Origin of the sequence: Clostridium sp. AF28-12, from assembly GCF_003435225.1 — a bacterium.
Lineage (GTDB): Bacteria > Bacillota > Clostridia > Lachnospirales > Lachnospiraceae > Pilosibacter > Pilosibacter fragilis.
On the sequence record NZ_QWGJ01000010.1, the window covers coordinates 85,611 to 108,744 of the forward strand.

Sequence of the window (23,134 nt, forward strand, 5' to 3'; positions counted from 1 at the left end):
GTCGACCAGCTATAAAAAAGATCCCGGGATAACTGTATTTCTGTCACAGCTTCATCCCGGGACTCTATGGACGTTATCTGCGTATTTTCAGTATAGCATAAAAATACACATACGTCTTGCAAAAATTCAATTGAAAATGTGGCGATTATTCGGCTTTTCCGGACCAGTTCCCTGACCTGCGTTCTTCCGAATGCCGCACCAGGAAAGCCGCAGACCGCCAGTACGGTTATCTCAGTGTCCCGCCGTCTCCGATTCCAAGAAATTCCGGCGAGGTAATAATCTTCTTATAAAACCGCTTCGCATACCGGTACATCACGATCGTATAATCGCCAAACTCCTCGCCGACACTGCTCTTATACACCGCCCACAAACACCACAAGAATCCGCCGAGGGCAATATAAGCGTAGTAAACGAACCGCTCCTCGGAGGTCGGCTCCCGGTGCAGGTAGAGCTTGATCAGTTTCTCGACCTCAAAATCATTATAATAGGAATAGATCGCGCACATGCTCACATCGATCAGCGGATCACACATGCCGGAGTACTCCCAGTCGATCAGGCGGAGATCCCCGTCCGGCAGGAACAGGAAGTTGTCGCACACGCTGTCGATATGGGACAGGACCTTCGGCCGGTTCAGGTGGTCGAGGCGGTCAAGCAGTGTCATCATATGGGACTTTACTTCCGGATAATCCTCAAAAAGCTTCTTCTCGTATCCACGGCACAGTGCCTCATAGAAGGTGATCCGCTCCCGGATATCAAAAGAATAGTCCACATGGAGCTTCGAATCATGGAGCTTCTCCACAAGTGCCATGCACCGTGCCACATCATCCCAGTCGCGCGGATCGCTGTTGCGCGCCCCCTCATAATACTCGGAAATCTTGTAGCCGGTCTCCCCGTTCATGTATACAACATGTTCGGTGATGCCGTAATCCTTTACTGCGTCATAGACCGCCTTTTCCTGCTTCCGGTTGATCAGAAGCTCGGTTCCCGGACCAGGAATCCGGCAGATATAGGACTTGCCGTGAACCTTAAACAGGAAAGACTTGTTCGTCATGCCGGTCTTCAGGCATTTAATGCCCGTGATCTCAGACTCCGGAACCTGCAGCACCTCGGAGATCAGCTCCATGGCGATATTGTCGGAATGGTTCTGGTAGCGCTCATCGAAGAGGCGGAGCTCCTCAAGATTCTCGAACTCGTATACCTGGTTGTCCGGCTGCCTGTTGATATACATCTCCGGAACCGGGAAATGGTGCTTTCCGGGAAGATGACTGTCGACCTCGCCGTTTAAGAGGTCCGCCAGAACCTGCTCCCAGTACATCTGCTCCGTTCCGGGAGTATGATAATACTCCTCGAGGACCGGGAAGAACTTTTCCGAAAACTCCTTCGAGAAGAATACCGGTCCGTACATGACCCAGGAGTCCTCGCCGCCGACCTTTACGCCGGTGAGCAGCCCCTTTTTGCTTGTCTCAAGACACCACTCGGAAGTCTCTCCCTTCATATATACAGAAGAGTACCATGCGCCGCACTCGTAGGTGTGGTACATATTGTTGCGCATCCAGTTGTCGGAAGAGAGAAGATAAGTGTTCCTTCCGATAAAACACTCCCGGGCATGGTAGAGCGTTGTCAGCGTATTCTTATTGTGATATTCCGGGTTGTAGAGAAGCTTCACACCGAACTTGTCGATCAGATACTCGAACTTCTCCTTCAGATATCCCACAACGATGGTGATATCCGTGACGCCCGCTTCATGCAGCTGCTTGATCTGCCGCTCGATCATACGCTCGCCGTAGACCTCAAGAAGTCCCTTCGGCGTCTCGAAGGTCAGCGGTACAAATCTGGACCCGAATCCCGCCGCGAGGATCACGGCGCTGTCCATCCGGTAATTTCTTAAAAGATCCACACCGCCTTTTAATAAGGAATAAGATCCGTCCACCGGATCAAAAGAAAAAAGCTCCTGGTCCAGACCTTCCTTCACGAGATGGTTGCAGGTCCCAAGAGAAATATCCATCGCCGCCGCCAGCTCCCGCTGTGTCATCTTGTTGTTCTCATAAATATTCCTGCAGAGTAATCCCAAACGATCCATAGTCGTCCTCCGAATCAAAGCTGTTTGCATCGCTTATTATTACTGTTTAATAATAAGGAAGAAACTAATAAAAATGAACGTGTTCAAAACGAAAAAATAAATAGATATATATGAACATTATAACACGTACTTCTGATAATACAAGATGATATTTTGAACATGGAATTATCACGTTCAAAATATCTTGAAAATAACATAAAAATGAACGTTCTGTAATGACACATCCTTGCCACAAAGCTGCCACAAAGTGTAAAAATGGGCATATTGTACTTATATATATACAATATCAACCCAAAATAGCATTCGCGTAAGGATTTCGTAAGAAAATAAAAACAAAAAAGATATGGAAATTCTTAAGAAAATATACTATAATACCAGTGTATTCGAGGTACAGAGTATTTCTGGAAGCGAAGTAAGATAGTTCCCTTTATTAAAAAATCTTCATTTTTTGTAAAAAACTATTGATAATTTTACTTATCGGAAGTATAATGGCTTCGTAATGCAATTAGGAATTTCAAAAAGCGTTTCAAAAAAACAAAAGGAGAGTGCATTAATTATGAGAAAGCAGACTAAAATTGCTGCAGTAGTATCCGCAGCAGCTCTGTTAGCATTAGGCGCTTCCATGACATCTTTCGCAGCTTCCAAGGGAACCTGGATGATGGTTGATGGCGAGTGGTATTGCTACGACAAGAACGGTGACGCATACGAGAACACATTCTGCTCCAGCAATGGTAAAGAATACTACGTTGGTGAGGATGGACAGCTTGTTCGTTCTGCATGGGTTGAGTACGATGGAAACTACTACTTCGTAAACAGCAGCGGTGCTAAGATCACAAACGATTGGAGATTAACAGCTCCGTACGATGATGATTCCGCCGATGAGGAGTGGTACTACTTCAAATCCAACGGTAAGAGAGCAGAGAACGAGAAGATCACATATAAGAGCAAATCTTACTACTTCGACAGCGACGGAAAGATGCTCACAGGTTGGGTAACTTACGACAGCAACGCTGTTGATGAGGCTAATGATTTCGTTGATGGCAAGACTTTCTACTGTGACGAGACTGGTGCTCGTTTAGAGAAAAACTGGGTTTACTCCGTAGAGCCGGGCGTAGAAGATGATGATGCAGACGCAGACGAGTACTGGTACTACTTCAAGTCTTCTGGTAAAGCTCAGATCGGCAAGGGAACAAACATCAAAGGTCAGACATACCTCTTCGATAACGAAGGTCGTATGCAGACTGGTTGGGTTGCTTTAACAGCAAGCACATCTAGCAATGCTAAGGAATATCTTGAGATCGGTGGAGAAGATTCCACAGCTAAATTAAGTGACTACACAGATGTTTACTTCTGCGGCGACGAAGATGACGGACACGCTAAGAAGAACAAATGGTATAAGACTTGGAGACCGGAAGATTTCGATGACGAGGACGAGGACAATGATGAGTTCTGGTACTGGATCGATAAGAACGGTAAAGTATATATCCCGACCGAGGCAGCTTCTGGTTCTAACGCAACAGGTTATAAGTACAAATTAGAGGATGCAGCTCTTGCTCAGAAGAAAGTTAGCGGAAGCTACGAATCCTTCGAGATTACAAAGAAGAAAGTAAACTCCAAAGACTACTTCTTCAACAACGATGGTGAGATGCTTTCTCAGTTCATCGAGGTTGTTACTCCGAACACAGCTGATGGTCTTGTAACTGGTATGTACTACTTCGGTGGTGACGATGACGGCTCCATGAAGACTGGTTCCCAGTCCGTAAGAGACGACAATGGCGACACATACAAGTTCTACTTTGGAACAAAGAACAGCACATCTGAGAATAAGGGTGTTGGTATCACAGGTAACAAGAGCAACAAGCTTTACTACAAGGGTCTCTTACTTACAGCTGATGACTACAAGTATCAGATCGCTACTGTAGACGATGTTCACTACTTCATCGTTAACAAGAACGGTTCTATCCAGCACAGCTGCGTAGAGTACAAAGAAGACAGCGATGTTCTGATCGATGCTAGCGATCTTGCTAAGACAGCATTCAGCACGACTGAAGGCCTTTACAAGTACAGCATTGATGCAGCAACAGCATCCGCAATCAACAAAGTTGATATGATCGATGAGACTGAGGTTATGCACTAATTTATCTCAGTAAAAAAGAAATTCTAATTGCAAAACGCGGGCGAGGATTTAATCCTCGCCCGTTTGCGTTATACAGTAAATGGGCGGGAATCACTTCCCGCCCATTCTGTCTGCAATTAGAATTTCTAATTTTTACAAGAAACGTTAATATTAGTCTGTAACGTTAACGAACTCGTTGATATTAATTCCTGTAAGGTTCGGATTAACTGTGTAGGTACCGCCGATCTCATACTTAAACTGACCATCCGGAGCAAATGTTGTATCATTTGTAGTTGTGATCAGAGCATCTCCATCCTCTTTGTACTGAGTGTTCTTGGAGTGCTGAATAGAACCGTTTGTATTAACGATAAATGTATGGTTGTCGATAGTTGCAAGCTGATATTTGTAATCGTCAGCCTGGATTAACATACCATAGTAGTAAAGTTTGGTATTCTGGTTACCTGTAATACCTGCACCTTTGTTTGTTCCCTTTGTCGCAAAGTAGAACTTGTAAGTATCACCAGCATCGTCCTTGATAGCCTGAGAACCAGTCTTCATGGAACCGTCATAGAACCACCGAAATAGTACATCTCGTCATCTACAAGGTAGAAATTGGAAAGCATACGTCCTTCCTGATCAAACCAGTAATCTTTGGAGTTTACTTTCTTCTTAGTAACATTTACAAGACCTTTGTTCTTGGACTGAACTACGCCATCTTTGAACTCATACTCGTAAGCGTTAGAAGCAGTAGCTAAAACGTCCATGTTTGTTCTGTAAAGCTTACCGTTTTTATCGAACCAGAACCACTTCTGATCGCCTTCTTCCTCGTCCTCATCCTTCGGAATCCATGTCTTAGCCCATTTGTTCTTCTTAGCGTGTCCGTCATCCTCATCGCCGCAGTAGTAAGCATCGCCAGCGAACTCAGATACAGCCTGTTTAGTATGATTATCATCATCTAAGTTAATCTGCTTGTAAGCATTGTTTCCGCTTGCATCTGTTGTCTGCACAACCCAACCATAAAGCATACGACCCTGATTATCAAACAGATAAATCTGACCATTTAAGTTAGCCTGCTTACCAGTAGCCGGTTTACCTGTAGATTTCTTTAAGTAATACCAGTACTCATCTGCATCAGCCTCATCATCAGATGTACCCGGCTCAGTATCTTTAACCCATGCACCTTCTACACGAGCGCCAGTCTCGTCGCAGTAGAATGTGTTGTCTTTCTTGTAAGTATCAGCTTCGTCAACGTTGTCTGTGCCGTCAGTTGTTACCCAACCTGTGAGCATCTTACCTTCGCTGTCGAAGTAATATGTTTTTCCTTTGTAAGTGATCTTCTTGCTTGTAGCCATCTTACCGTTGGACTGGAAGTAGTACCACTCTTCATCAGCTGTCTCATCATCGATCGGAGTTGTTAATCTCCAGTCGTTTGTGATCTTAGCACCGCTGCTGTTTACGAAGTACTTATCGGAGCCGTCCTCAACCCATGCGGAACGAACGAGTTCTCCGTCGTCGCCAACATAATATTCCTTACCATTGCTGGAGCAGAATGTGTTTGTGTATGCGTCACCGTTCTTGTCGTAGCAATACCACTCGCCATCAACCATCATCCAGGTGCCTTTAGCAGCTGCGAAAGATGTCATGGAAGCGCCTAATGCTAACAGAGCTGCTGTGGATACTACTGCAGCAATTTTAGTCTGCTTTCTCATAATTAATGCACTCTCCTTTTGTTTTTTTGAAACCCTTTTTGAAATTCCTAATTGCATTACGAAGCCATTATACTTCCGATAAGTAAAATTATCGCAAGTTGGGAAACGGGGTGGGAGAGGGGCTTAAATTGGAAAGATGGGATGGGGAAATTTAAGAAACGGGGATCAGAAAACGCAGAATTAAGAATAAATTCATGAAAAAGGAAGGAAAAACAGGGCGGGGTAAGTTGCAGGAAAATGGGAACAATGGTATAATAAACTCGATTTTTTATGACATGTGAAAGGAAGAATACATTCATGGCAAATAGGATAAAGAAAAAAGAGGAGACGAAGAGCAGCTATCAGGATAATGTGGCACTGATCATGGGAGTGTTCACCTTAGCGGTTTTATGTGTGCTGCCGCTGGTGTTCCGGGACTATTATTTTAATATTCTGGAGACAAAATACCAGTTTTACTGTATCGTCTCGATTGCGGCGCTCGTTGTTATGGGCGGCTATGGGCTTGCAAGCGGAAAAATGATCGAATGGTTTTCAAAATTCGATTTTAAGACATGGCGAAAAGGGATGAGCTTTGGCGATTGGGCAATGATCGCATTCTGGCTTGCGAATGTGATTTCCTGGGCGCTGAGCAAAGACTGGAAATGGGAAGCGTTCTGGGGAACGTCGGGCCGTTATAATGGTGTTTTCCTTATGACGATCTATATGGCGGTATATTTTCTTGTGACGCGTTTTTTTAAACTGAAGAGATGGTATCTGGACGCGTTCCTTGCGGTTGGAATCTTCGTATGCGTTTTCGGAATTACGGATTATTTCCAGATGGATGTTCTTGGATTTAAGGTAAATATGATGGATACCCAGAAGTCATCATATACCTCAACCTTTGGCAATATCAATACGTATACGATTTATGTTGCGGCCCTGATGGCGATTTCCATGATCCTGTTTACGCAGGAGAAGAACCAGAAACGAATGATGTGGTATTACGGGAATATGATCCTGTCAACATTTGCGCTGATCATGGGAAACAGTGATAACGCATATCTGTCTTTGGCAGCGATCTTTGGCCTGTCCCCATTGTGGCTCTTTAAAACGAAAACAGGCATTCGTAAATACATGATTTCGCTGGCTTCCTTCTTTACTGTTATCTGGTGTATTGAGTGGATCAACAACGCTTATGCTTCAAGCGTACTTGGAATCAGCAGTGCGTTTGATCTGATCGCGGGCCATAAATTCCTTCCGGTACTTATTGCGGCACTTTGGATCATCAGCGGAGTCCTGGTATTCCTTGATAAAAAGAGCAAGGTAAGCAGAACTTATACAGAAGAAACAAATAAAATCCTGATCTATATCTGGATAGCGGTAATTGCTGTTGTATGTGCAGCAGCAGCATTTGTATTATATGATGCAAATGTAGCAGGACATGCGGATAAATACAGCGCGATCAGTAATTATGTAGTATTCAACGATGCATGGGGTACGCATCGAGGATATATCTGGAAACGCGCGATGGAGATCTTTACAGATAAGCTGACTCCTGTCCAGAAGCTCTTTGGATACGGTGCAGATACCTTTGCCTTGATCATGCAGTATTATTTTCCACCGGCACAGAGCGGCGGAACCATCATAATTTATGATAGTGCTCACAATGAGTACCTTCACTATCTAATTACGATCGGACTCTTTGGAACAGGTTCTTATATTGCGTTTATGCTGGCCTCAGTCGCATCGATGACAAGAAAAATGAAAGAGCAGCCGGAAGTTGTGGCGATTATGATTGCTGTTCTTGCATATATGATTCAGGCGGTTGTTAATATCAATCTCCCGATTGCCATGCCGATTATTATACAGCTCTTAGCGATGGGTGTAGGAAGAAAGAAGATTCCGGCAGAAGAGACAAAAACTGAAAAATAAATTTGATCGCGTGAGCGCAGAGACGCTTGCGTCAGGGAGGGAATATTATGATGCAGGCAGTCATCATGGCCGGTGGAAAGGGAACAAGACTGGTAGCACTTACAAAGGATGAGATTCCGAAGCCGATGGTCCCGGTTGCCGGAAAGCCACTGCTTTTATGGCAGGTGGAGCGGCTGAAGGAGAACGGAATTACAGATATTATCATGGTAATCGGACATCTTGGTAATAAGATCAGGGAATACTTTGGTGATGGAGAAAAATTCGGTGTTGCGATCCGGTATTTTGAGGAGACAGAGCCGCTTGGAACAGCGGGATCTTTCTATTATTTAAAGGATATGATCCACGGGGATCGGTTTGTCATGATGTCCGGAGATCTGTTCTTTGATATTGATTTTCAGCGGATGATCCATTTTCATGAAGAAAAGGGCGCAGTCGCGACACTGTTTGTACATCCGAATGGACATCCGTTTGATTCAGACCTTCTCGTGTTGGACCATGATGATAAGATCACGGCGTTTGATTCCAAGCATAATGTGCGGAATTACTGGTATGAGAACTGTGTAAACGCAGGAATTTTTGTATTTGAAAAGAAGATCTGTGACTATGTGCCGGAGCCGGTGAAGCGGAACCTTGAGAACGATGTGATCAAGGGCATGTTAGAGGCTGGAGAACCGATCTACGGGTATTGTTCTCCGGAGTACGTAAAGGATGTCGGAACTGTGGAACGAGTAAACCAGACGCTGGCGGATATTGAGCGCGGTGTGATCGCGGGAAAATGTCTTAAAAATAAGCAGCGTTGTATCTTTATGGATCGGGACGGCACGATCAACCAGTATAAAGGCCTTGTATACAAGGGAGAGGACTTTACGCTGGAGGATTGTGCAGTCGACGCGATCCGGAAGATCAATCAGTCGGGAAGACTTGGAATCGTTATCACAAACCAGCCGGTGGTTGCGCGTGGACTCTGCGAGATCGAAGATGTAGAAAATATTCATAAAAAGATGGAAACGCTTCTTGGAAAAGAGGGAGTGTTCCTGGATGATGTATTTTACTGTCCACATCACCCGGATAAGGGATACCCGGAGGAGAATCCGGCTTACAAGACCCCGTGTGAGTGCAGAAAACCGAAAACAGGTATGATCCAAAAGGCAGCAGAGCGGTACAATATCGATCTTGCGGGATCCTGGATGATCGGTGATACGACGATGGATATCCAGACCGGGATCAACGCAGGAATGCGCACGGCGTTGGTACAGACCGGTGAGGCTGGAAACGATAAGAAATATGACGTGAAGCCGGATCTTGTCTGCAGGGACCTTTTGGACGCGGTAGAGAAGATTTTACAGGTAGATTAACATATTAGGAGAACAATTATGATCATTACACAGACCCCCTTTAGAATGTCCTTCTTCGGAGGCGGAACAGACTTCCCGGACTTTTATAAGGAACACGGCGGAGCCGTAATCTCAACAACCTTTGATAAATACTGCTATGTAAATGTGCGCCATTTACCGCGCTTTTTCGATTATTCCACAGAGCTTTCCTATTCTAAGATCGAGCGCGTGACGGATGTCAACGATATCAATCATCCGGCAATCCGGGAGGCGATGAAATATCTCGATATGCAGGAAATCCGTCTTACTTATGAGGCAGACCTTCCAGCAAGATCCGGACTTGGAACGAGCAGCTCTTTTGCGGTTGGAATGTTAAATGCTTTCTATGCGTTAAAAGGAAAATACGCGGATAAGAGAAAGCTTGCGGATGATGCGATCTATCTGGAGCGAGTTCTCTGCAACGAGAGTGGCGGCGTTCAGGATCAGATTGCGGCGGCGTTTGGCGGATTAAACAGGATCAACTTTAGTGCTGACGGATACGAGGTAAATCCGGTCATTATCTCTCCGGAGAGAAAGGCACAGTTAAACCAGAATCTGATGCTGTTCTTCACCGGATTTTCCAGATTTTCTTCCGATATCCAGCAGACAACGGAAAAAGCACTGGTAGATAAACAGAAGCAGCTTCTTGAGATGCTGTCTCTGGTGGATGACGCGGAGAAGGTTCTCACATCCAAGACAGATCTCAATGAATTTGGAAGACTTCTCGATTATACATGGAAGCTGAAACGCGGAATTTCTAATAGAATCTCCACAGATTCCATTGATGGACTTTACGCAAAGGGAATGGCAGCAGGCGCTCTCGGCGGAAAGCTTCTCGGCGCGGGCGGCGGCGGATTCCTTCTCTTCTACGTAGAGCCGGATAAGCAGGAAGCGGTTCATAAGGCGATGGAAGAACTCTTATATGTTCCGTTTGAGTTTGAGAACAGCGGTACGAGAGTGATCCATTATACGCCGGAGACGTATGAGAAGAGATAAAATATAGAATTATAGAAACTTATAAATGATACGAACATAGAAAATATCCCAACGGTTAGTAAAAGACTGTTGGGATTTTTCTAAATATAAGCTGAAACAGGAAACCATATAACATTCATACTTTTAAAGAGGTGGTTTTATGTACGAAGACGAGAGAAAAAATGAAATCGAGCATGTATTAAAACGCGGAAAAGAAATTCTGAATGAACACCCGGAAATGTACGAGAAAACATATCAGGAAGTGTTAAATATTCTGGATGATGGCACGCGTGAAATGATTCATAACAGGTGGGGAGTCACAGCGCGGATGCTTGCCGAAAATATGAATGTTACAAATCTGACAGATCTTGTAGATGGGCTTGCAAAGGAAGTAGAGTTCTGCGGCAGGAAAACGCTTACATGTGAATATGCCGGTTATCTGCTACAGCAGGAATATGGAGTCGATTTGATCGAATTGCTGTTTCTGGCTGGAGAAAAAGGAGTGATCGATCGGATCATTTCATTTGTGCGCCCGAATATTTATTATGCAAAAACATTTCGCAGAGAACAGGTAACAAAGCTTATTGGTCTATTGGAGCGGCACAAAGGTGAAGAATGGGGCGATGGAATACTTTGGGCATATAGATGTTTTGTCATGAAAATGGAAACATATGCGGTGGTTTTCGATGAAATTGGAGAAGTAAGATGTCAGACAGAGTATAGATTGTTAGGACTTTTTCGAGGATCATGGTATCAGAAAAACAGAGATGAGGCGGAAGCGGTAAGTGAGAAATTACTGGCTTTGGGAGGAAAGTGGAACGCAATGACTGCGATTGATTTTCTGGAAACAGGTTTAAACTATGGAGAAACGATATTCCGGAAAAATTTTCAAAGATTGTGTGAGCTGGCGCATGCATCCAGCGAAATAGAAGAGTATGAAATCCCATTGCTGGTACAGTATGAAACGCGATATGGCGAGAAGGAAAAAACTATTGATGAGGAAATTCTGAAGCGACTTAATGAGATTCCGAGTGGAGTAATGAGCGAAAAGCTGCGGTTTGCGGGGATAATAGCAGATCTGGTAGAGGTTCCGGACAATATCGAACAAGTATTTAAAACGATGATTTTTTCGGATTTCCATAAAGATAGTTCCATGCTTACGACGTTAGATATGTACTATGCAAGAGTGCAGAAAAATGGAAATGACATAGTAACAGTTTTAGAAAATCTACGTCATATTTTTATTGCTAATGGATATAGGGGAAATGATTACATGACATTTTTTAGACAAATGCCAATGGTACACAGTATTCTTCGAAAAGATGAAGAGAAGGTGACGGCTGCGGCAATTTCATATATAGTCGGCGGCGGGATGAAGGAACTCTTTTTTGGCATTGGTCTTCTTTCGGAGGCTGGCAGCTTTGCGAAAATTACAGAGAACTGCGAGGCGGAAAGAGGGAAAGAAATATATTCAGAAAAAGACTGGATCCGTGTTGTAAGAGCAATCCTCTATTATACATATCAGGGAGAACTTGCCTGCAGTACAGCGTTTCACCTTTTAAAGGCAGAAATGGCAGGGGATGAATATATAGAGGTCTGTATGTATGAGATATATGGCAATTATCCAGATACGATGCGCAAAACTGCAGAGAATTATAGAAAATCTGAATACAAACAGCAGGTAAAGCTTGCTGAAAGAGTTTTAGAACATTCCGAAAAAGCGCGTGCAATTCGAGAAAGAATTTATGAAATAAAAGACTTAAGGCCATCTGAGAAAGACCAGATGATGATCAGGTATGCAGAGTGTGAATTTAATCGTAAGGTCAATAAAAACGCAGATAAAGCTTCCCTGACCGGATTACTTTTTCAATCAAGGACATTAAAATATGGGGCGCGGAGCGGAACAGTTATAACTGGGCGTAAGCAGGAATTGATGTATCAGGCAAATCCATTTATGAAATTTGAACATAGTGTGGAATTGCCAAATTTATATATTGAAGATCCGGTCGGATATGAACTAATGAGACAACGGTTTGAGAGGGAGGTGGAATCAGATGCGTCTGGTAATTAAAGATTATCTGTCACAGTTAAAAGAAAAGGATGAGCTTGATTTCCTGATATGTGATCTTCTGCTTCAGATGGGCTATATTACAGATAACCGGCCAGAGACAGGAAATCGGCAATATGGTGTTGATATCCGGGCACGTAAAGGGAGGGAGATCCTACTCGGGGTTATCAAGCAGGGAAGATTAAACCGGGCAAACTGGGATTCAGGTCCGAATGCCGTACGACAAAGTGTCAACGAGATTCGGGATACTTACATCAGGCAGATGACAGAGGATGATCAGAAAAAACAGATCCGAATTGTTGTGATCACAAATGATATGATGGATGAGGCTGTACGGATTGCATGGGATAGTTACGTGGATGAAAATGCGAAATGGGGCAGAAAAAATATCACGATGGAATTCTGGAATATCGATAAGCTGGTTGACGATGTTCAGAAATATCTTTTCGAGGAAAATCTGTTTGGGGCAGAATGGCAGTCGTTATTGAGAAAAGCACTATATTTTATTGAAGAAAGTGATTACCGGAATTACTACTTCGAGCGGATTATCGATGGATATCTTTCCGGGATAAGTACGGCAGACAAGCCTAAAATTCGGGATAAAAAGCTTGCAGGTCTTTATATGGCGACACAGATGATTGCACAGTATGCTTCAGATGCACATATTAATAAAATTGCCATCATGGTTACGGAATATCTGATCATTCGTTACTGGAAATATCTGCTGGAACATCAACTCTTTGAAAAGAAAGCATATACAGAGTGGCTGATAAAATTTCTAAAGGCATATGAAAAGTGGAATGAACAGTATTATGATGCAGTTCGACCCTGCTGTGAAGATGAGAATCAGCTCCCGCTATATCATTCTGTGGAGCAAAGAATGATCTTGTATGAAATGATAGGATATCTGACAACGTATGCATATTATCAGTGTTGTAAGAATGAAAAAGACAGAGATTCATGGGCAAAGGGGGCAAATGTATATAACAGCGTTATGAATCTGATCCGGAATCATCCGCAGTTCTTGTATCCGCCATACGATGAGCATATCGGGATTATTAGCATGCTGTACCGGCTTATGGACCATGTCGGAAACCAGAATGATATCCGATATCTTATGGATCAACAGTGTACAAGACTGGTTATGGAATACAGAATGCACAAACGCTATCCGGCACCTTCAGATACGTTTGAAGAAGCGTTGAGCATTTATCAGAATCAGGAGAATGATTATAATTGCTCAGGCCTTTGGGGTGGAATGCTGCAATGGATGGTCCTCATGGATCAGGGGGAGCTATACGAGAAGTGCAAATGGAATCTTCAGGAAGACTTTAAGGATGTGACAAAGTGCGTATGGTTTTTAAGGGCGGAGGAAGAACTAAAACTCTACGATGCTTATGCGATGAATTTGGCGGGAGATGGAACTTGCTTTGAAGTCGAGGATGATTTTGAAAGTCTCAAAAAACAGATCCAGTTTGTCAGAGAACAATATAAAGAGGAAAGCTTCAGTTATGAGACCTATTCCTTTCCGGCATTAGAGTTTATCGTTAGTCGATATTATGGGTATTCAGTGAGAATTAGGCGAGAATAGCAGAGAAAATAAAGCGAATATAGCCTGTTAAAAAATTAACGTCTGGAAATCTGGCAGAAATTTGGCAAGATCAGGATAATCAGAGTAAAGGATTGTAAAAACGAAAGAGAGATGTTATAATGGGTTAAGCTGAATTTGTCATGCGCAGTCGAAGATTGCGCATGGCATTCTTATGGGAGTGAACTTCCGATAAGGATCATTATCCGAAGATTCCCAGGATTCTCCACTCCCCTGAACTATATCGTAAAAGGAACTTTGAAACATGCTTAAGAAAAAAATCCACCCGGAACATTGGCAAGTCATGGCAGCATATTTGATGATCTATGATCTTATCGTCATTGCGGCTGCTTATTTTTTTGCTCTCTGGCTCCGGTTTGACTGCCGTTTTCAGGCGATTCCGAAAGAATACCTGGATATCTATTTTAAAACGATCATTCCGTACACCCTGTACTGCGTTTTCGTATTTTGGGGATTACGGCTTTATAAGAGTATCTGGAGGTTCGCAAGCTACAATGAGCTGATCCGTATGACGTTAGCCACTGTGATCACGTCATTTTCCCAGATCCTGGCAGTTACTGCGTTGGTGGGAAGAATGCCGATTTCCTATTACTTCTTTGGAGTGATCATTCAGTTTGTTATGACATTGGGAATCCGATTTGCGTACCGTTTTGTCCTTCTGCTGGTCGGAAAAGTCAGGGAACCCGAAGCCCCATTAAAACATGTTCTCCTTGTCGGAGCCGGGGCTGCCGGTCAGATGATCCTGCGGGATATCAAGCATGCGGAAACAGTGAAGGAAAAGGTATGCTGTTTTATTGATGATAATCCGAATAAATGGGGACGTTACATCGACGGAATCCCGGTCGAGGGTGGACGCGACGAGATCATGCGGGCATGTGCCAAGTACCATATCCAGAAGATTTATGTAGTAATTCCGAGTGCATCTTCGGAAGCAAAGAAAGATATTTTAAATATCTGTAACCAGACGGGATGTGAGCTCTTAAATCTTCCTGGCATGTATCAGTTATATACAGGCGACGTGACTGTCAGCAATATGAAGGAGGTTGCCGTGGAAGATCTTCTCGGTCGTGATCCGATCAAGGTCAATATGGACGAGATCTTCCAGCATCTGAAGGGAAAAGTCATCATGGTCACCGGCGGGGGGGGATCCATCGGATCAGAGCTCTGCCGCCAGATCGCAGCCCACGGACCAAAACAGCTGATCATTTTCGATATCTATGAAAACAACGCATACGATATTCAACTGGAGTTAAAGAAAAAATATCCGGAACTCGATCTCGTTGTCCGGATCGGTTCTGTCCGTGACAGCCGGTTGATGTTTAAGATTTTTGAGACATATCGTCCGGAAATCGTATATCATGCGGCAGCCCACAAGCATGTACCGCTGATGGAGGACAGCCCGTGCGAGGCAATCAAGAACAATGCCATTGGTACATATAAAACAGCTTACGCAGCTCTGGTTTATGGCTGTAAACGTTTTGTCCTTATCAGTACAGACAAAGCGGTTAACCCGACGAACGTCATGGGGGCGTCCAAGAGACTCTGTGAGATGGTTATCCAGTCCTTTGACCATATGGTAAAGACCGGACGTGCCTATGAACTTCCGCAGCTCTTTACCCACAGTATGACCGACATGACGACCAAACCGGAAGTTATTGAGGCATTAAAACACGCAAAGACGGAGTTTGTTGCCGTGCGCTTCGGAAATGTTCTCGGAAGCAACGGATCTGTTATCCCGCTCTTTAAAAAACAGATCGCTGCAGGTGGACCGGTAACCGTAACTCACCCGGATATCATCCGGTACTTTATGACGATTCCCGAGTCTGTCAGTCTTGTCCTCCAGGCCGGAACCTATGCCCATGGCGGGGAAATCTTCGTTCTCGATATGGGAAAACCGGTGAAGATCGATACCCTGGCCCGCAACCTAATCCGTCTTTCCGGTCATAAACCGGATGTGGACATCAAGATCGTATACAGCGGTCTTCGTCCGGGAGAAAAATTATACGAAGAAAAGCTGATGGCGGAGGAAGGTCTAAGAAAAACACAGAATGACCTGATCCACATCGGATGCCCGATCCCATTTGATATTGAGGTGTTCTTAGGACAGCTCGAGAACCTGATGGAAACAGCTTACAAAAACAAAGACAATATCCGAGAGGTACTGAAGGAAGTGGTTTCCACGTACCATCCGGCTGATCAGTAAAGGAGATGCTGCAATGTTTAAGGCAACTGATTTTACACCATTCGAGAAAAAAGTATGGCTTGCCTCTCCGACCATGCACGGAGAAGAACTGAAATATATGACCGAGGCTTATGAGACCAACTGGATGAGTACCGTAGGCGAAAACATCAACGAAGTAGAAAAGATCGCAGCGGAGACATCCGGAGTGTCCTATGCTATCGCTCTCTCCTCCTGTACGGCTGCACTGCACCTTTGCGTAAAACTGGCTGGAGAAAAGCTTTATGGAAAATCGCAGATTGGACATGGTGCTGTAGAAGGAAAACGTGTTTTCTGTAGTGACATGACTTTTGACGCGACACTCAATCCGGTTGTATATGAAGGCGGTATTCCGGTATTTATCGATACCGATCCTGCTTCCTGGAACATGGATCCGGAATCACTGGAAAAGGCGTTCGCAATGTATCCGGAAGTAAAGCTTGTCGTGTGTGCTGAATTATACGGTTTTTCTGGAAATATCCGAAAGATCAAAGAAATCTGTGAACAGCACGGAGCTCTGCTGATCGAGGATGCTGCGGAAGCGATGGGCGCCTCCTGGGAAGGAAAACAGTGTGGAGCCTTTGGCGATTATGCGGCGATCAGTTACAACGGAAACAAGATCATCACTGGCTCGTCCGGAGGCTGCCTTCTTACCAACTCTTTAGAAGACGCGAACAAGGCAAGGAAATGGAGTACCCAGGCAAGAGAAAACGCGGCCTGGTATCAGCATGAGGAAGTCGGCTATAACTACCGGATGTCTAATGTGATCGCCGGAGTGATAAGAGGGCAGTATAAGTATCTTGAGGAGCATATTGCCCAGAAAAAGGCAGTTTATGAAAGATATAAGGAAGGATTTAAGGATCTTCCGATTCAAATGAATCCAATCGTGGAGGGCTGTGTTCCCAACTACTGGCTTTCTGCTTTCACGATCGATCCAGAATATATGTGCAGACAGGTCAGAGGCGAATGTGAAGCTCTGTATATTTCTGAAGCGGGAAAGACATGCCCGACTGAAATCTTAGAAGTTCTCAACAGCTTGAATGCAGAAGGAAGACCGATCTGGAAGCCCATGCATATGCAGCCCATGTATCGCAATCATGCGTTTATCACGGTGGATGGCAGCGGCAGATGTCGGACAAATGCGTATATTCCAGGCGGTTGCGTCGATGTCGGGGCGGATATTTTCAACAGAGGATTGTGCCTGCCGTCGGATAATAAGATGACAGACGAGCAAATTGACCTGATTATTGAGGTTGTTAAGGGCTGTTTTGAGTAAAAATGACGAAGGAATGGGCATGAGATGTTCAAATAGGACTACGTTAAAAAATGGGAGTTTTGGGCGTTGAAATGAAGGGTTAAAATGCCGATTTTAAGGCTCATGGTTGCATATCAATCGGAGGTCAAATAGGACGACGTGAAATAGCGTAGTTTTGGGTGATGAGATTAGAGCTGAAAATGCCGATTTTAAGGCTCATGGGTTGCATATCAATTTGGGGGGGGGCAAATAGGACGACGTTGAATAGCCGTAGTTTTGGACGAGTAGAAAGTGTGAGGATGTTATTTTCAGTGACATATTGGTGGTGAAATTTGAGTAGATGGATAAGAAGAAATTGGCGATAACTACAGCTGTGGGAGCTGCGACCGGTGTGGCGGGGTATGCGGCAGGTAAGCACAGGAGAAAAAAGAAGACAGAAAAAACAGACAGTGAACCGGTCATCCCACACAGACAAGGGTTCTACGAGAAATACATAAAACGGCCACAGGATTTCTGCTGTGCGCTTCTTGCAATCATTGTGTTGTCACCGGTGATGCTGGTCACAGCGTTACTTGTTCGAGTCAAGCTTGGCTCACCCGTGTTATTTACACAGGAGCGTCCAGGATTGAACGGTAAGATATTCAAGCTGTATAAGTTCCGTACCATGACAGATGAGAAAAATGAAAACGGTGAGCTGTTGCCCGACGATGATAGACTAACAAGATTTGGAAAAGCTCTTCGTTCTACATCTTTGGATGAACTTCCGGAGCTATTTAATATTCTGCGGGGGGATATGGCCGTAGTCGGGCCAAGACCATTACTTGTTCAGTACTTGCCACTTTATAACAAGCATCAAGCAAGACGGCATGAGGTACGTTCTGGGTTTACAGGATACGCACAGGTGCGTGGAAGGAATGCGATCACATGGGAAGAAAAGTTTGACAAGGATGTTTATTATGTGGATCATGTCAGCTTCTTGGGCGACTGGAAGATTATATTTCAGACTGTGAAGACAGTTTTGAAGCGGGAAGGGATCAATTCGGAGACGGCAGCAACGATGGAGTATTTCACTGGGACAAAAGTATAGGAAATTATGGAGATTCAATATGAAGATATTATTCACAAGCGTTGGCAGACGCGTGGAATTGATGCAGGCATTCCGAAAAGCAGCCGATGAATTAAAGTCATCTGGTGAGCTAAAGGATGATTTGACAATCATTGGTGCAGATATTACAGATACGGCTCCGGCCCTATATTTCTGTGATGAGACGAGGATTGTCCCGAGAATTAAGGATAAGAGCTACATCCCTGTTCTTTTAGAAATATGTCAAGAAGAAGCTGTTGACTGTCTGATTCCCACCATAGACACGGATTTGTTGCTGCTGGCAGAGAATAAACGGCATTTTGAATCTATCGGTACAAAAGTCCTGATTTCTGCTGCTAATAAAGTAAGGCTGTGCAGGGACAAAAACTTCACAGCAGATTATTTCCGCTCTCTTGGATTGAAATCCCCTCGGCCGGTCAATTCGGTTGAAAAATACGAGAGTGAGTTAGAAAAGGGTTGTGTTGGATTCCCCGCGTTTATCAAACCAAAGGACGGAAGTTCCAGTATTGATGCTTATAAAGTTGATAATCTGGAGGATTTGAAACTTTATGCTGAAAAGATCGGTGATTACATCATTCAGCCATTTATAGCCGGTAGGGAATATACGATTGATATTTTCTGCGATTACGAGGGTAATCCGGTCTATATCACACCGAGGGAAAGATTGGCTGTCAGAGCCGGGGAAGTTCTGAAAACAAAGATCACACAGGACGATACCATGATTGCTGAGATGCAGGTGTTGATTAGTGATTTTAAACCTTGCGGCCAGATCACGGTTCAGTTGATCCGTGAGGAAACAACGGGAGATGATTACTACATAGAAATCAATCCACGTTTCGGCGGCGGTGCTCCACTGAGCATAAAAGCGGGAGCTGACAGCGCAAAGGCTGTGATTCGAATGCTGAATGGTGAGAAGTTGAAGTATGTTGAGAAAGCCGCAAAAGACGGCGCGGTGTATAGCAGGTTTGACCAGAGCATCTGTGTGGGTGAGTGAACACTTGTATGGGTGAGTATCTGTATGAGTAGAGAAAATGTGACCATGATTGAGATAACCGAAATTACAGAAGTTATGAACTATATAGAAGGTCTTTCCGCTGTAGTGTTTGATTTGGATGATACACTCTACAGTGAAAAAGAATACGTCCGCAGCGGATATAAGGCGGTGGCTGAGATAATCTCACAGGTTGATGATGCGGAAGAAAAGCTATGGGAAGCCTTTGAAAGGAAGAAACCGGCGATAGACACAGTTCTAAAAGATGAGGGGATCTACTCGGAGGAGCTGAAGGAAAGGTGCCTGGAGGTATACCGAAATCACAAGCCAGATATTCATTTATATTTCGGAGTAGCAGATATGCTGAAGGGAATACGAAAACGCGGCATGAACATTGGGATTATCACAGATGGACGCCCGGAGGGACAGCAGAGGAAGATATATGTCCTTGGCTTGGATGCATTGGTGGATGAGATCATCATCACAGATGAACTGGGAGGCCCAGAGCACCGGAAACCTTGTGGTAAGGCATTCCACCTTATGCGGGACATGATAGGCAATGGCGGATATAGCACGATGTGCTATGTCGGAGACAATATCAAGAAAGATTTCGTTGCTCCGGAAGAGCTTGGGATGAGATGTATCTGGTTCCGAAATAGAGATGGATTGTATTATATCGAAGAGGATAATAATTATGCTTGAACGATTGAAGAAAAAAATACCTATAGAGCGTATATGGCAGACCGTCAACCTGAATTTGCGGATCAGCTCGGGGAGAAGGGCAAATTATTTGAAAAAACATCACATTTTTAAAAACATGGGCGAACATGTGAGCTTGCAAATGCGAAAAATCCCTCTTTATCCGAAGCTTATTTCATTTGGAAACAACATCATGGTTGCCTCAAATGTCTCGTTCCTGACGCATGATGCGATTCATCATGTTTTCAATGGCTTGCTTGAAGGACAAGGCGAAAGCAGAAGAGTTAATGAAAAAGTCGGATGTATAGATATCCGTGATAATTGTTTTATCGGAGCGAACAGTATTATCTGTAATGGTGTCAGGATTGGCCCGAATGCAGTTGTTGCAGCAGGAGCCATCGTAACAAAGGATGTACCTCCCGGATGCGTGGCGGGGGGGGTACCGGCCAGAGTAATTGGCTCCTTCGATGATTTGCTGGGAAAGAGAATAATGGAAGCGGAAAATGAGCCGCCAGTCATCCGCATAGAAGCACAAAAAATATCGGATGAAGTCATAGATTGGTTTTGGGGAGAATTCTACGAAAAAAGAAAAGAGAATGAACTAAATGAACAATGATTATGGTTTTGCAGAAAAGCATGAAGCAGTACTCTGCCTATTGGATGAAATTGATCGCCTTTGCAGGGAAAATGGAATCAAGTATTCACTGCATGGTGGTACGTTATTAGGTGCAGAGCGCAATGGACATTTAATTCCATGGGATGATGATGCTGACATCTCTATGTTGCGTTCGCAGTTTAAGAAGTTGAAAAAGATTATAGAGGGCGACGAAACTTCATTATTAGTAATTAAAAAGAGTGAGATTGCACCGTGGCTTACAAATATCAGTTTTTTAAAAAATAAAACTCAAAAAGTGGATGTTGATGTTTTTATTTGGGACTATATAACGGACTCAACTGTGGGACAGGCATTGAAGATTAATCTTTTACGTTTTTTGCAGGGAATGATGAAGAAAAATATTGTTTATTCTGAATACAAAGGCATACAAAGAATACTTATTTGGGCGGCACATTGCGTTGGATTGCCATTTAGCGAGCAGACAAAAATTTTGTGGTATAAAAAAATTGCAAAAGACTTTTTGATCGGGAAAAAGAAATATATTCACCGTTCAAATGATGCATTTGTTGGGTGCAGTTATATATTTGATGCAGATTATATGAAATCCTATTCAATGATAAGGTTAGAAGAACACACTTATATGGTGGCTAAAAGGTATCATGAGTTTTTGATAAGAAACTATGGAGAAGATTATTTGACACCGCCGCCTGAAAAAGAAAGGAGATCTCAGCATGGACATAATAAAGGATTCCTTCCAGAATCAGAGCGGGGGGGGGGATTCATCCGGAGATAAGTCTGGCCGATATGCAGAAAGTGCAGTTGGAATTGTTGCATGAGTTAGATCGGATTTGTAGAAAGAATCACTTGCATTATACTCTCTCAAGTGGCACTTGCCTGGGAGCGGTTCGCCATCAGGGTTTTATTCCATGGGATGATGATATTGATGTATATATGTCATGGAAGGACGCTGAAAAATTAGCAGAATGTCAAAATCAGTTTCGAGACAAATATTTTGTGCAGTCATATAAGACGGATCCCAAATTTCCTTCTACGCATTACAGACTATGTGATTCAACTACATCCTGTTTTATGAAGGATACGGAAGGGTTGGATATAAATCATGGAATATTTATTGATATCTATATTTATTATCTGTATCCGGATAGTAGATTTATGAAGAAAAAGATTACCGTTGATTCATTTATCCTCCGCGTACTGGTTGCTAATACACATCCCAAGAATCACGGCAAATTGGTGGCATTTCTGGGGGACATGGTGCTTAAATTTTATAAAGGAAAGAAAAGAGAACGAAAAATTGAATCTATCCTTCGTGAATATAAGGGCAATAGTTGGGAAAAGTATGTTGCGACTTATTTTGGAAGAGATATTGGATTAGGGAAATGCATTAAATATCCGAAAGAATGGTTTGTACATCCTAAAATACTCTGCTTTGAAGACATGGAAGTGCCTTGCCCTGGAAATCCTGAAGAATATTGCAGGCTTCAATATGGGAATACATTTATGAAACTCCCTCCAGTAGAAAAGAGACAACCGCACCACGAATTTATTTATGCAAGCGTTTCGGAATCCTATAAAGATTTCAAGGGAATATATTATTAGCCAAGCAAAAATTAAGAAATTAAAGGAGAGAAATCTGTGAATTACGCAATTATTTTAGCAGGCGGCGTAGGGCAGAGAATGAGAAATTCAGGAATGCCGAAGCAGTTTTTGGAAGTACATGGGAAGCCAATTATTATTTATACGCTACAGAAGTTTGAACGGTGCGATGATATTGATGAGGTTGTAATTGCCTGCAATGTCTATTGGATGGATCATATGAAAGAGCTTCTTGGTCGGTATGGAATTAAGAAAGCAAAAAGAGTTATTCCCGGTGGAAAAGACCGGCAGGAAAGCGTTAAGAATGGAATTTCCGCGATCACGGAGCTTGGGGCTGGGGATGACGACATTGTGGTGATTCACGATGGCGTGCGACCATTAATTGAGACAGCCATTATCAGCGAAAATGTTCGTGTAGCAAATAAATATGGGAATGCAATGACTGTGCGGCCGGTGATTGAATCGGTAGTGATTACGGAAGAAGAGACTGCAAGGTTTGACAATTTCAAGAAACGTGATGCAACATACAGTTTGACATCTCCTCAGACATTTAAGCTAAGTATTTTGCGGCAGACATATGATGATATAGAGAATGTAAACCAGCCGATTCCGCTGTTGGATACAGCACTTGCTTATACATTTCTTGGAAATGATATACATATCATAAAGGAGAACAATAATAATCTAAAAGTCACCACGCCAGAGGATTATTATATTTTGAAAGCCATGTTGGAACTGGAAGAGAATAAATTTGTCTTTGGATTAGCATAATCTGTGTAAAGGAGGCGATTA

18 protein-coding genes are annotated in these 23,134 nt (G+C 43.5%); 15 read left to right on the plus strand and 3 right to left on the minus strand.

Going from position 1 to position 23,134, the window contains the following annotated elements; genetic code table 11:
* Positions 1-226 precede the first annotated feature (226 nt).
* Positions 227-2,080, minus strand: coding sequence for a sugar phosphate nucleotidyltransferase (locus tag DWY93_RS10135; RefSeq protein ID WP_117472260.1), 1,854 nt, complete (start codon positions 2,078-2,080; stop codon positions 227-229).
* 556 nt (positions 2,081-2,636) lie between these two features.
* Here DWY93_RS10135 and DWY93_RS10140 point away from each other — a divergent pair.
* Positions 2,637-4,217, plus strand: a complete 1,581-nt coding sequence (locus tag DWY93_RS10140; RefSeq protein WP_181968529.1) for a hypothetical protein — start codon at positions 2,637-2,639, stop codon at positions 4,215-4,217.
* Positions 4,218-4,367: 150 nt separating this feature from the next.
* Here DWY93_RS10140 and DWY93_RS10145 read toward each other — a convergent pair whose 3' ends face one another.
* Both DWY93_RS10145 and DWY93_RS10150 read right to left on the minus strand, forming a co-directional pair.
* Positions 4,368-4,754, minus strand: a complete 387-nt coding sequence (locus DWY93_RS10145; protein ID WP_117470550.1) for a hypothetical protein — start codon at positions 4,752-4,754, stop codon at positions 4,368-4,370.
* The gene (locus tag DWY93_RS10150) at positions 4,751-5,905 is read right to left on the minus strand and encodes a hypothetical protein (protein ID WP_181968530.1); all 1,155 of its coding nucleotides are present in this window, start codon (positions 5,903-5,905) and stop codon (positions 4,751-4,753) included. The genes DWY93_RS10145 and DWY93_RS10150 overlap by 4 nt, the downstream gene beginning before the upstream one ends.
* Before the next feature lie 297 nt (positions 5,906-6,202).
* On the opposite strand from DWY93_RS10150, the gene DWY93_RS10155 reads away from it, so the two are divergent.
* The 14 genes from DWY93_RS10155 to DWY93_RS10220 all read left to right on the plus strand — a co-directional run bounded on the left by DWY93_RS10155 (position 6,203) and on the right by DWY93_RS10220 (position 23,113).
* Positions 6,203-7,816: an O-antigen ligase family protein gene (locus DWY93_RS10155; RefSeq protein WP_181968025.1), complete on the plus strand. Its 1,614-nt coding sequence runs from the start codon at positions 6,203-6,205 to the stop codon at positions 7,814-7,816.
* 47 nt (positions 7,817-7,863) lie between these two features.
* Positions 7,864-9,171 (plus strand): HAD-IIIA family hydrolase, encoded by a 1,308-nt coding sequence (locus DWY93_RS10160; protein WP_117470553.1) that lies wholly within the window; start codon positions 7,864-7,866, stop codon positions 9,169-9,171.
* Between the two features lie 18 nt (positions 9,172-9,189).
* Positions 9,190-10,185 (plus strand): kinase, encoded by a 996-nt coding sequence (locus tag DWY93_RS10165; protein WP_117470554.1) that lies wholly within the window; start codon positions 9,190-9,192, stop codon positions 10,183-10,185.
* A 139-nt stretch (positions 10,186-10,324) separates the two neighbouring features.
* The gene (locus tag DWY93_RS10170) at positions 10,325-12,235 is read left to right on the plus strand and encodes a hypothetical protein (RefSeq protein ID WP_117470555.1); all 1,911 of its coding nucleotides are present in this window, start codon (positions 10,325-10,327) and stop codon (positions 12,233-12,235) included.
* Entirely contained in the window at positions 12,219-13,823 is a 1,605-nt protein-coding gene (locus DWY93_RS10175; protein WP_117470556.1) for a hypothetical protein, read from the plus strand. The genes DWY93_RS10170 and DWY93_RS10175 overlap by 17 nt, the downstream gene beginning before the upstream one ends.
* Positions 13,824-14,085: 262 nt before the next feature.
* On the plus strand, positions 14,086-16,044 hold the full coding sequence (locus DWY93_RS10180) for a nucleoside-diphosphate sugar epimerase/dehydratase (protein ID WP_242990584.1): 1,959 nt from the start codon (positions 14,086-14,088) through the stop codon (positions 16,042-16,044).
* Between the two features lie 13 nt (positions 16,045-16,057).
* A complete protein-coding gene (locus DWY93_RS10185; protein WP_117470557.1) occupies positions 16,058-17,335 on the plus strand; it encodes a DegT/DnrJ/EryC1/StrS family aminotransferase in 1,278 nt (425 codons plus the stop codon).
* 319 nt (positions 17,336-17,654) lie between these two features.
* Positions 17,655-18,401: a sugar transferase gene (locus DWY93_RS10190; RefSeq protein ID WP_117470558.1), complete on the plus strand. Its 747-nt coding sequence runs from the start codon at positions 17,655-17,657 to the stop codon at positions 18,399-18,401.
* 19 nt (positions 18,402-18,420) lie between these two features.
* On the plus strand, positions 18,421-19,413 hold the full coding sequence (locus DWY93_RS10195; RefSeq protein ID WP_117470559.1) for an ATP-grasp domain-containing protein: 993 nt from the start codon (positions 18,421-18,423) through the stop codon (positions 19,411-19,413).
* 24 nt (positions 19,414-19,437) lie between these two features.
* The gene (locus DWY93_RS10200; protein WP_242990585.1) at positions 19,438-20,112 is read left to right on the plus strand and encodes an HAD family hydrolase; all 675 of its coding nucleotides are present in this window, start codon (positions 19,438-19,440) and stop codon (positions 20,110-20,112) included.
* Positions 20,105-20,725 (plus strand): DapH/DapD/GlmU-related protein, encoded by a 621-nt coding sequence (locus tag DWY93_RS10205; protein ID WP_117472264.1) that lies wholly within the window; start codon positions 20,105-20,107, stop codon positions 20,723-20,725. Before DWY93_RS10200 ends, DWY93_RS10205 begins: the two co-directional genes overlap by 8 nt.
* Positions 20,715-21,518, plus strand: a complete 804-nt coding sequence (locus tag DWY93_RS10210; protein WP_117470562.1) for a LicD family protein — start codon at positions 20,715-20,717, stop codon at positions 21,516-21,518. Before DWY93_RS10205 ends, DWY93_RS10210 begins: the two co-directional genes overlap by 11 nt.
* An 11-nt stretch (positions 21,519-21,529) precedes the next feature.
* Positions 21,530-22,345: a LicD family protein gene (locus tag DWY93_RS10215; RefSeq protein ID WP_117472266.1), complete on the plus strand. Its 816-nt coding sequence runs from the start codon at positions 21,530-21,532 to the stop codon at positions 22,343-22,345.
* 36 nt (positions 22,346-22,381) lie between these two features.
* Entirely contained in the window at positions 22,382-23,113 is a 732-nt protein-coding gene (locus DWY93_RS10220; RefSeq protein WP_117470564.1) for an IspD/TarI family cytidylyltransferase, read from the plus strand.
* The last annotated feature ends 21 nt before the right edge of the window (positions 23,114-23,134 follow it).

Excerpts from the sequence above, each read along its gene's own strand:
- DWY93_RS10135 (WP_117472260.1), bottom strand. The coding sequence starts at position 2,080 with ATGGATCGTTTGGGATTACTCTGCAGGAATATTTATGAGAACAACAAG.
- DWY93_RS10140 (WP_181968529.1), top strand. The coding sequence starts at position 2,637 with ATGAGAAAGCAGACTAAAATTGCTGCAGTAGTATCCGCAGCAGCTCTG.
- DWY93_RS10145 (WP_117470550.1), bottom strand. The coding sequence starts at position 4,754 with ATGAAGACTGGTTCTCAGGCTATCAAGGACGATGCTGGTGATACTTAC.
- DWY93_RS10150 (WP_181968530.1), bottom strand. The coding sequence starts at position 5,905 with ATGAGAAAGCAGACTAAAATTGCTGCAGTAGTATCCACAGCAGCTCTG.
- DWY93_RS10155 (WP_181968025.1), top strand. The coding sequence starts at position 6,203 with ATGGCAAATAGGATAAAGAAAAAAGAGGAGACGAAGAGCAGCTATCAG.
- DWY93_RS10160 (WP_117470553.1), top strand. The coding sequence starts at position 7,864 with ATGATGCAGGCAGTCATCATGGCCGGTGGAAAGGGAACAAGACTGGTA.
- DWY93_RS10165 (WP_117470554.1), top strand. The coding sequence starts at position 9,190 with ATGATCATTACACAGACCCCCTTTAGAATGTCCTTCTTCGGAGGCGGA.
- DWY93_RS10170 (WP_117470555.1), top strand. The coding sequence starts at position 10,325 with ATGTACGAAGACGAGAGAAAAAATGAAATCGAGCATGTATTAAAACGC.
- DWY93_RS10175 (WP_117470556.1), top strand. The coding sequence starts at position 12,219 with ATGCGTCTGGTAATTAAAGATTATCTGTCACAGTTAAAAGAAAAGGAT.
- DWY93_RS10180 (WP_242990584.1), top strand. The coding sequence starts at position 14,086 with ATGCTTAAGAAAAAAATCCACCCGGAACATTGGCAAGTCATGGCAGCA.
- DWY93_RS10185 (WP_117470557.1), top strand. The coding sequence starts at position 16,058 with ATGTTTAAGGCAACTGATTTTACACCATTCGAGAAAAAAGTATGGCTT.
- DWY93_RS10190 (WP_117470558.1), top strand. The coding sequence starts at position 17,655 with ATGGATAAGAAGAAATTGGCGATAACTACAGCTGTGGGAGCTGCGACC.
- DWY93_RS10195 (WP_117470559.1), top strand. The coding sequence starts at position 18,421 with ATGAAGATATTATTCACAAGCGTTGGCAGACGCGTGGAATTGATGCAG.
- DWY93_RS10200 (WP_242990585.1), top strand. The coding sequence starts at position 19,438 with ATGAGTAGAGAAAATGTGACCATGATTGAGATAACCGAAATTACAGAA.
- DWY93_RS10205 (WP_117472264.1), top strand. The coding sequence starts at position 20,105 with ATGCTTGAACGATTGAAGAAAAAAATACCTATAGAGCGTATATGGCAG.
- DWY93_RS10210 (WP_117470562.1), top strand. The coding sequence starts at position 20,715 with ATGAACAATGATTATGGTTTTGCAGAAAAGCATGAAGCAGTACTCTGC.
- DWY93_RS10215 (WP_117472266.1), top strand. The coding sequence starts at position 21,530 with ATGCAGAAAGTGCAGTTGGAATTGTTGCATGAGTTAGATCGGATTTGT.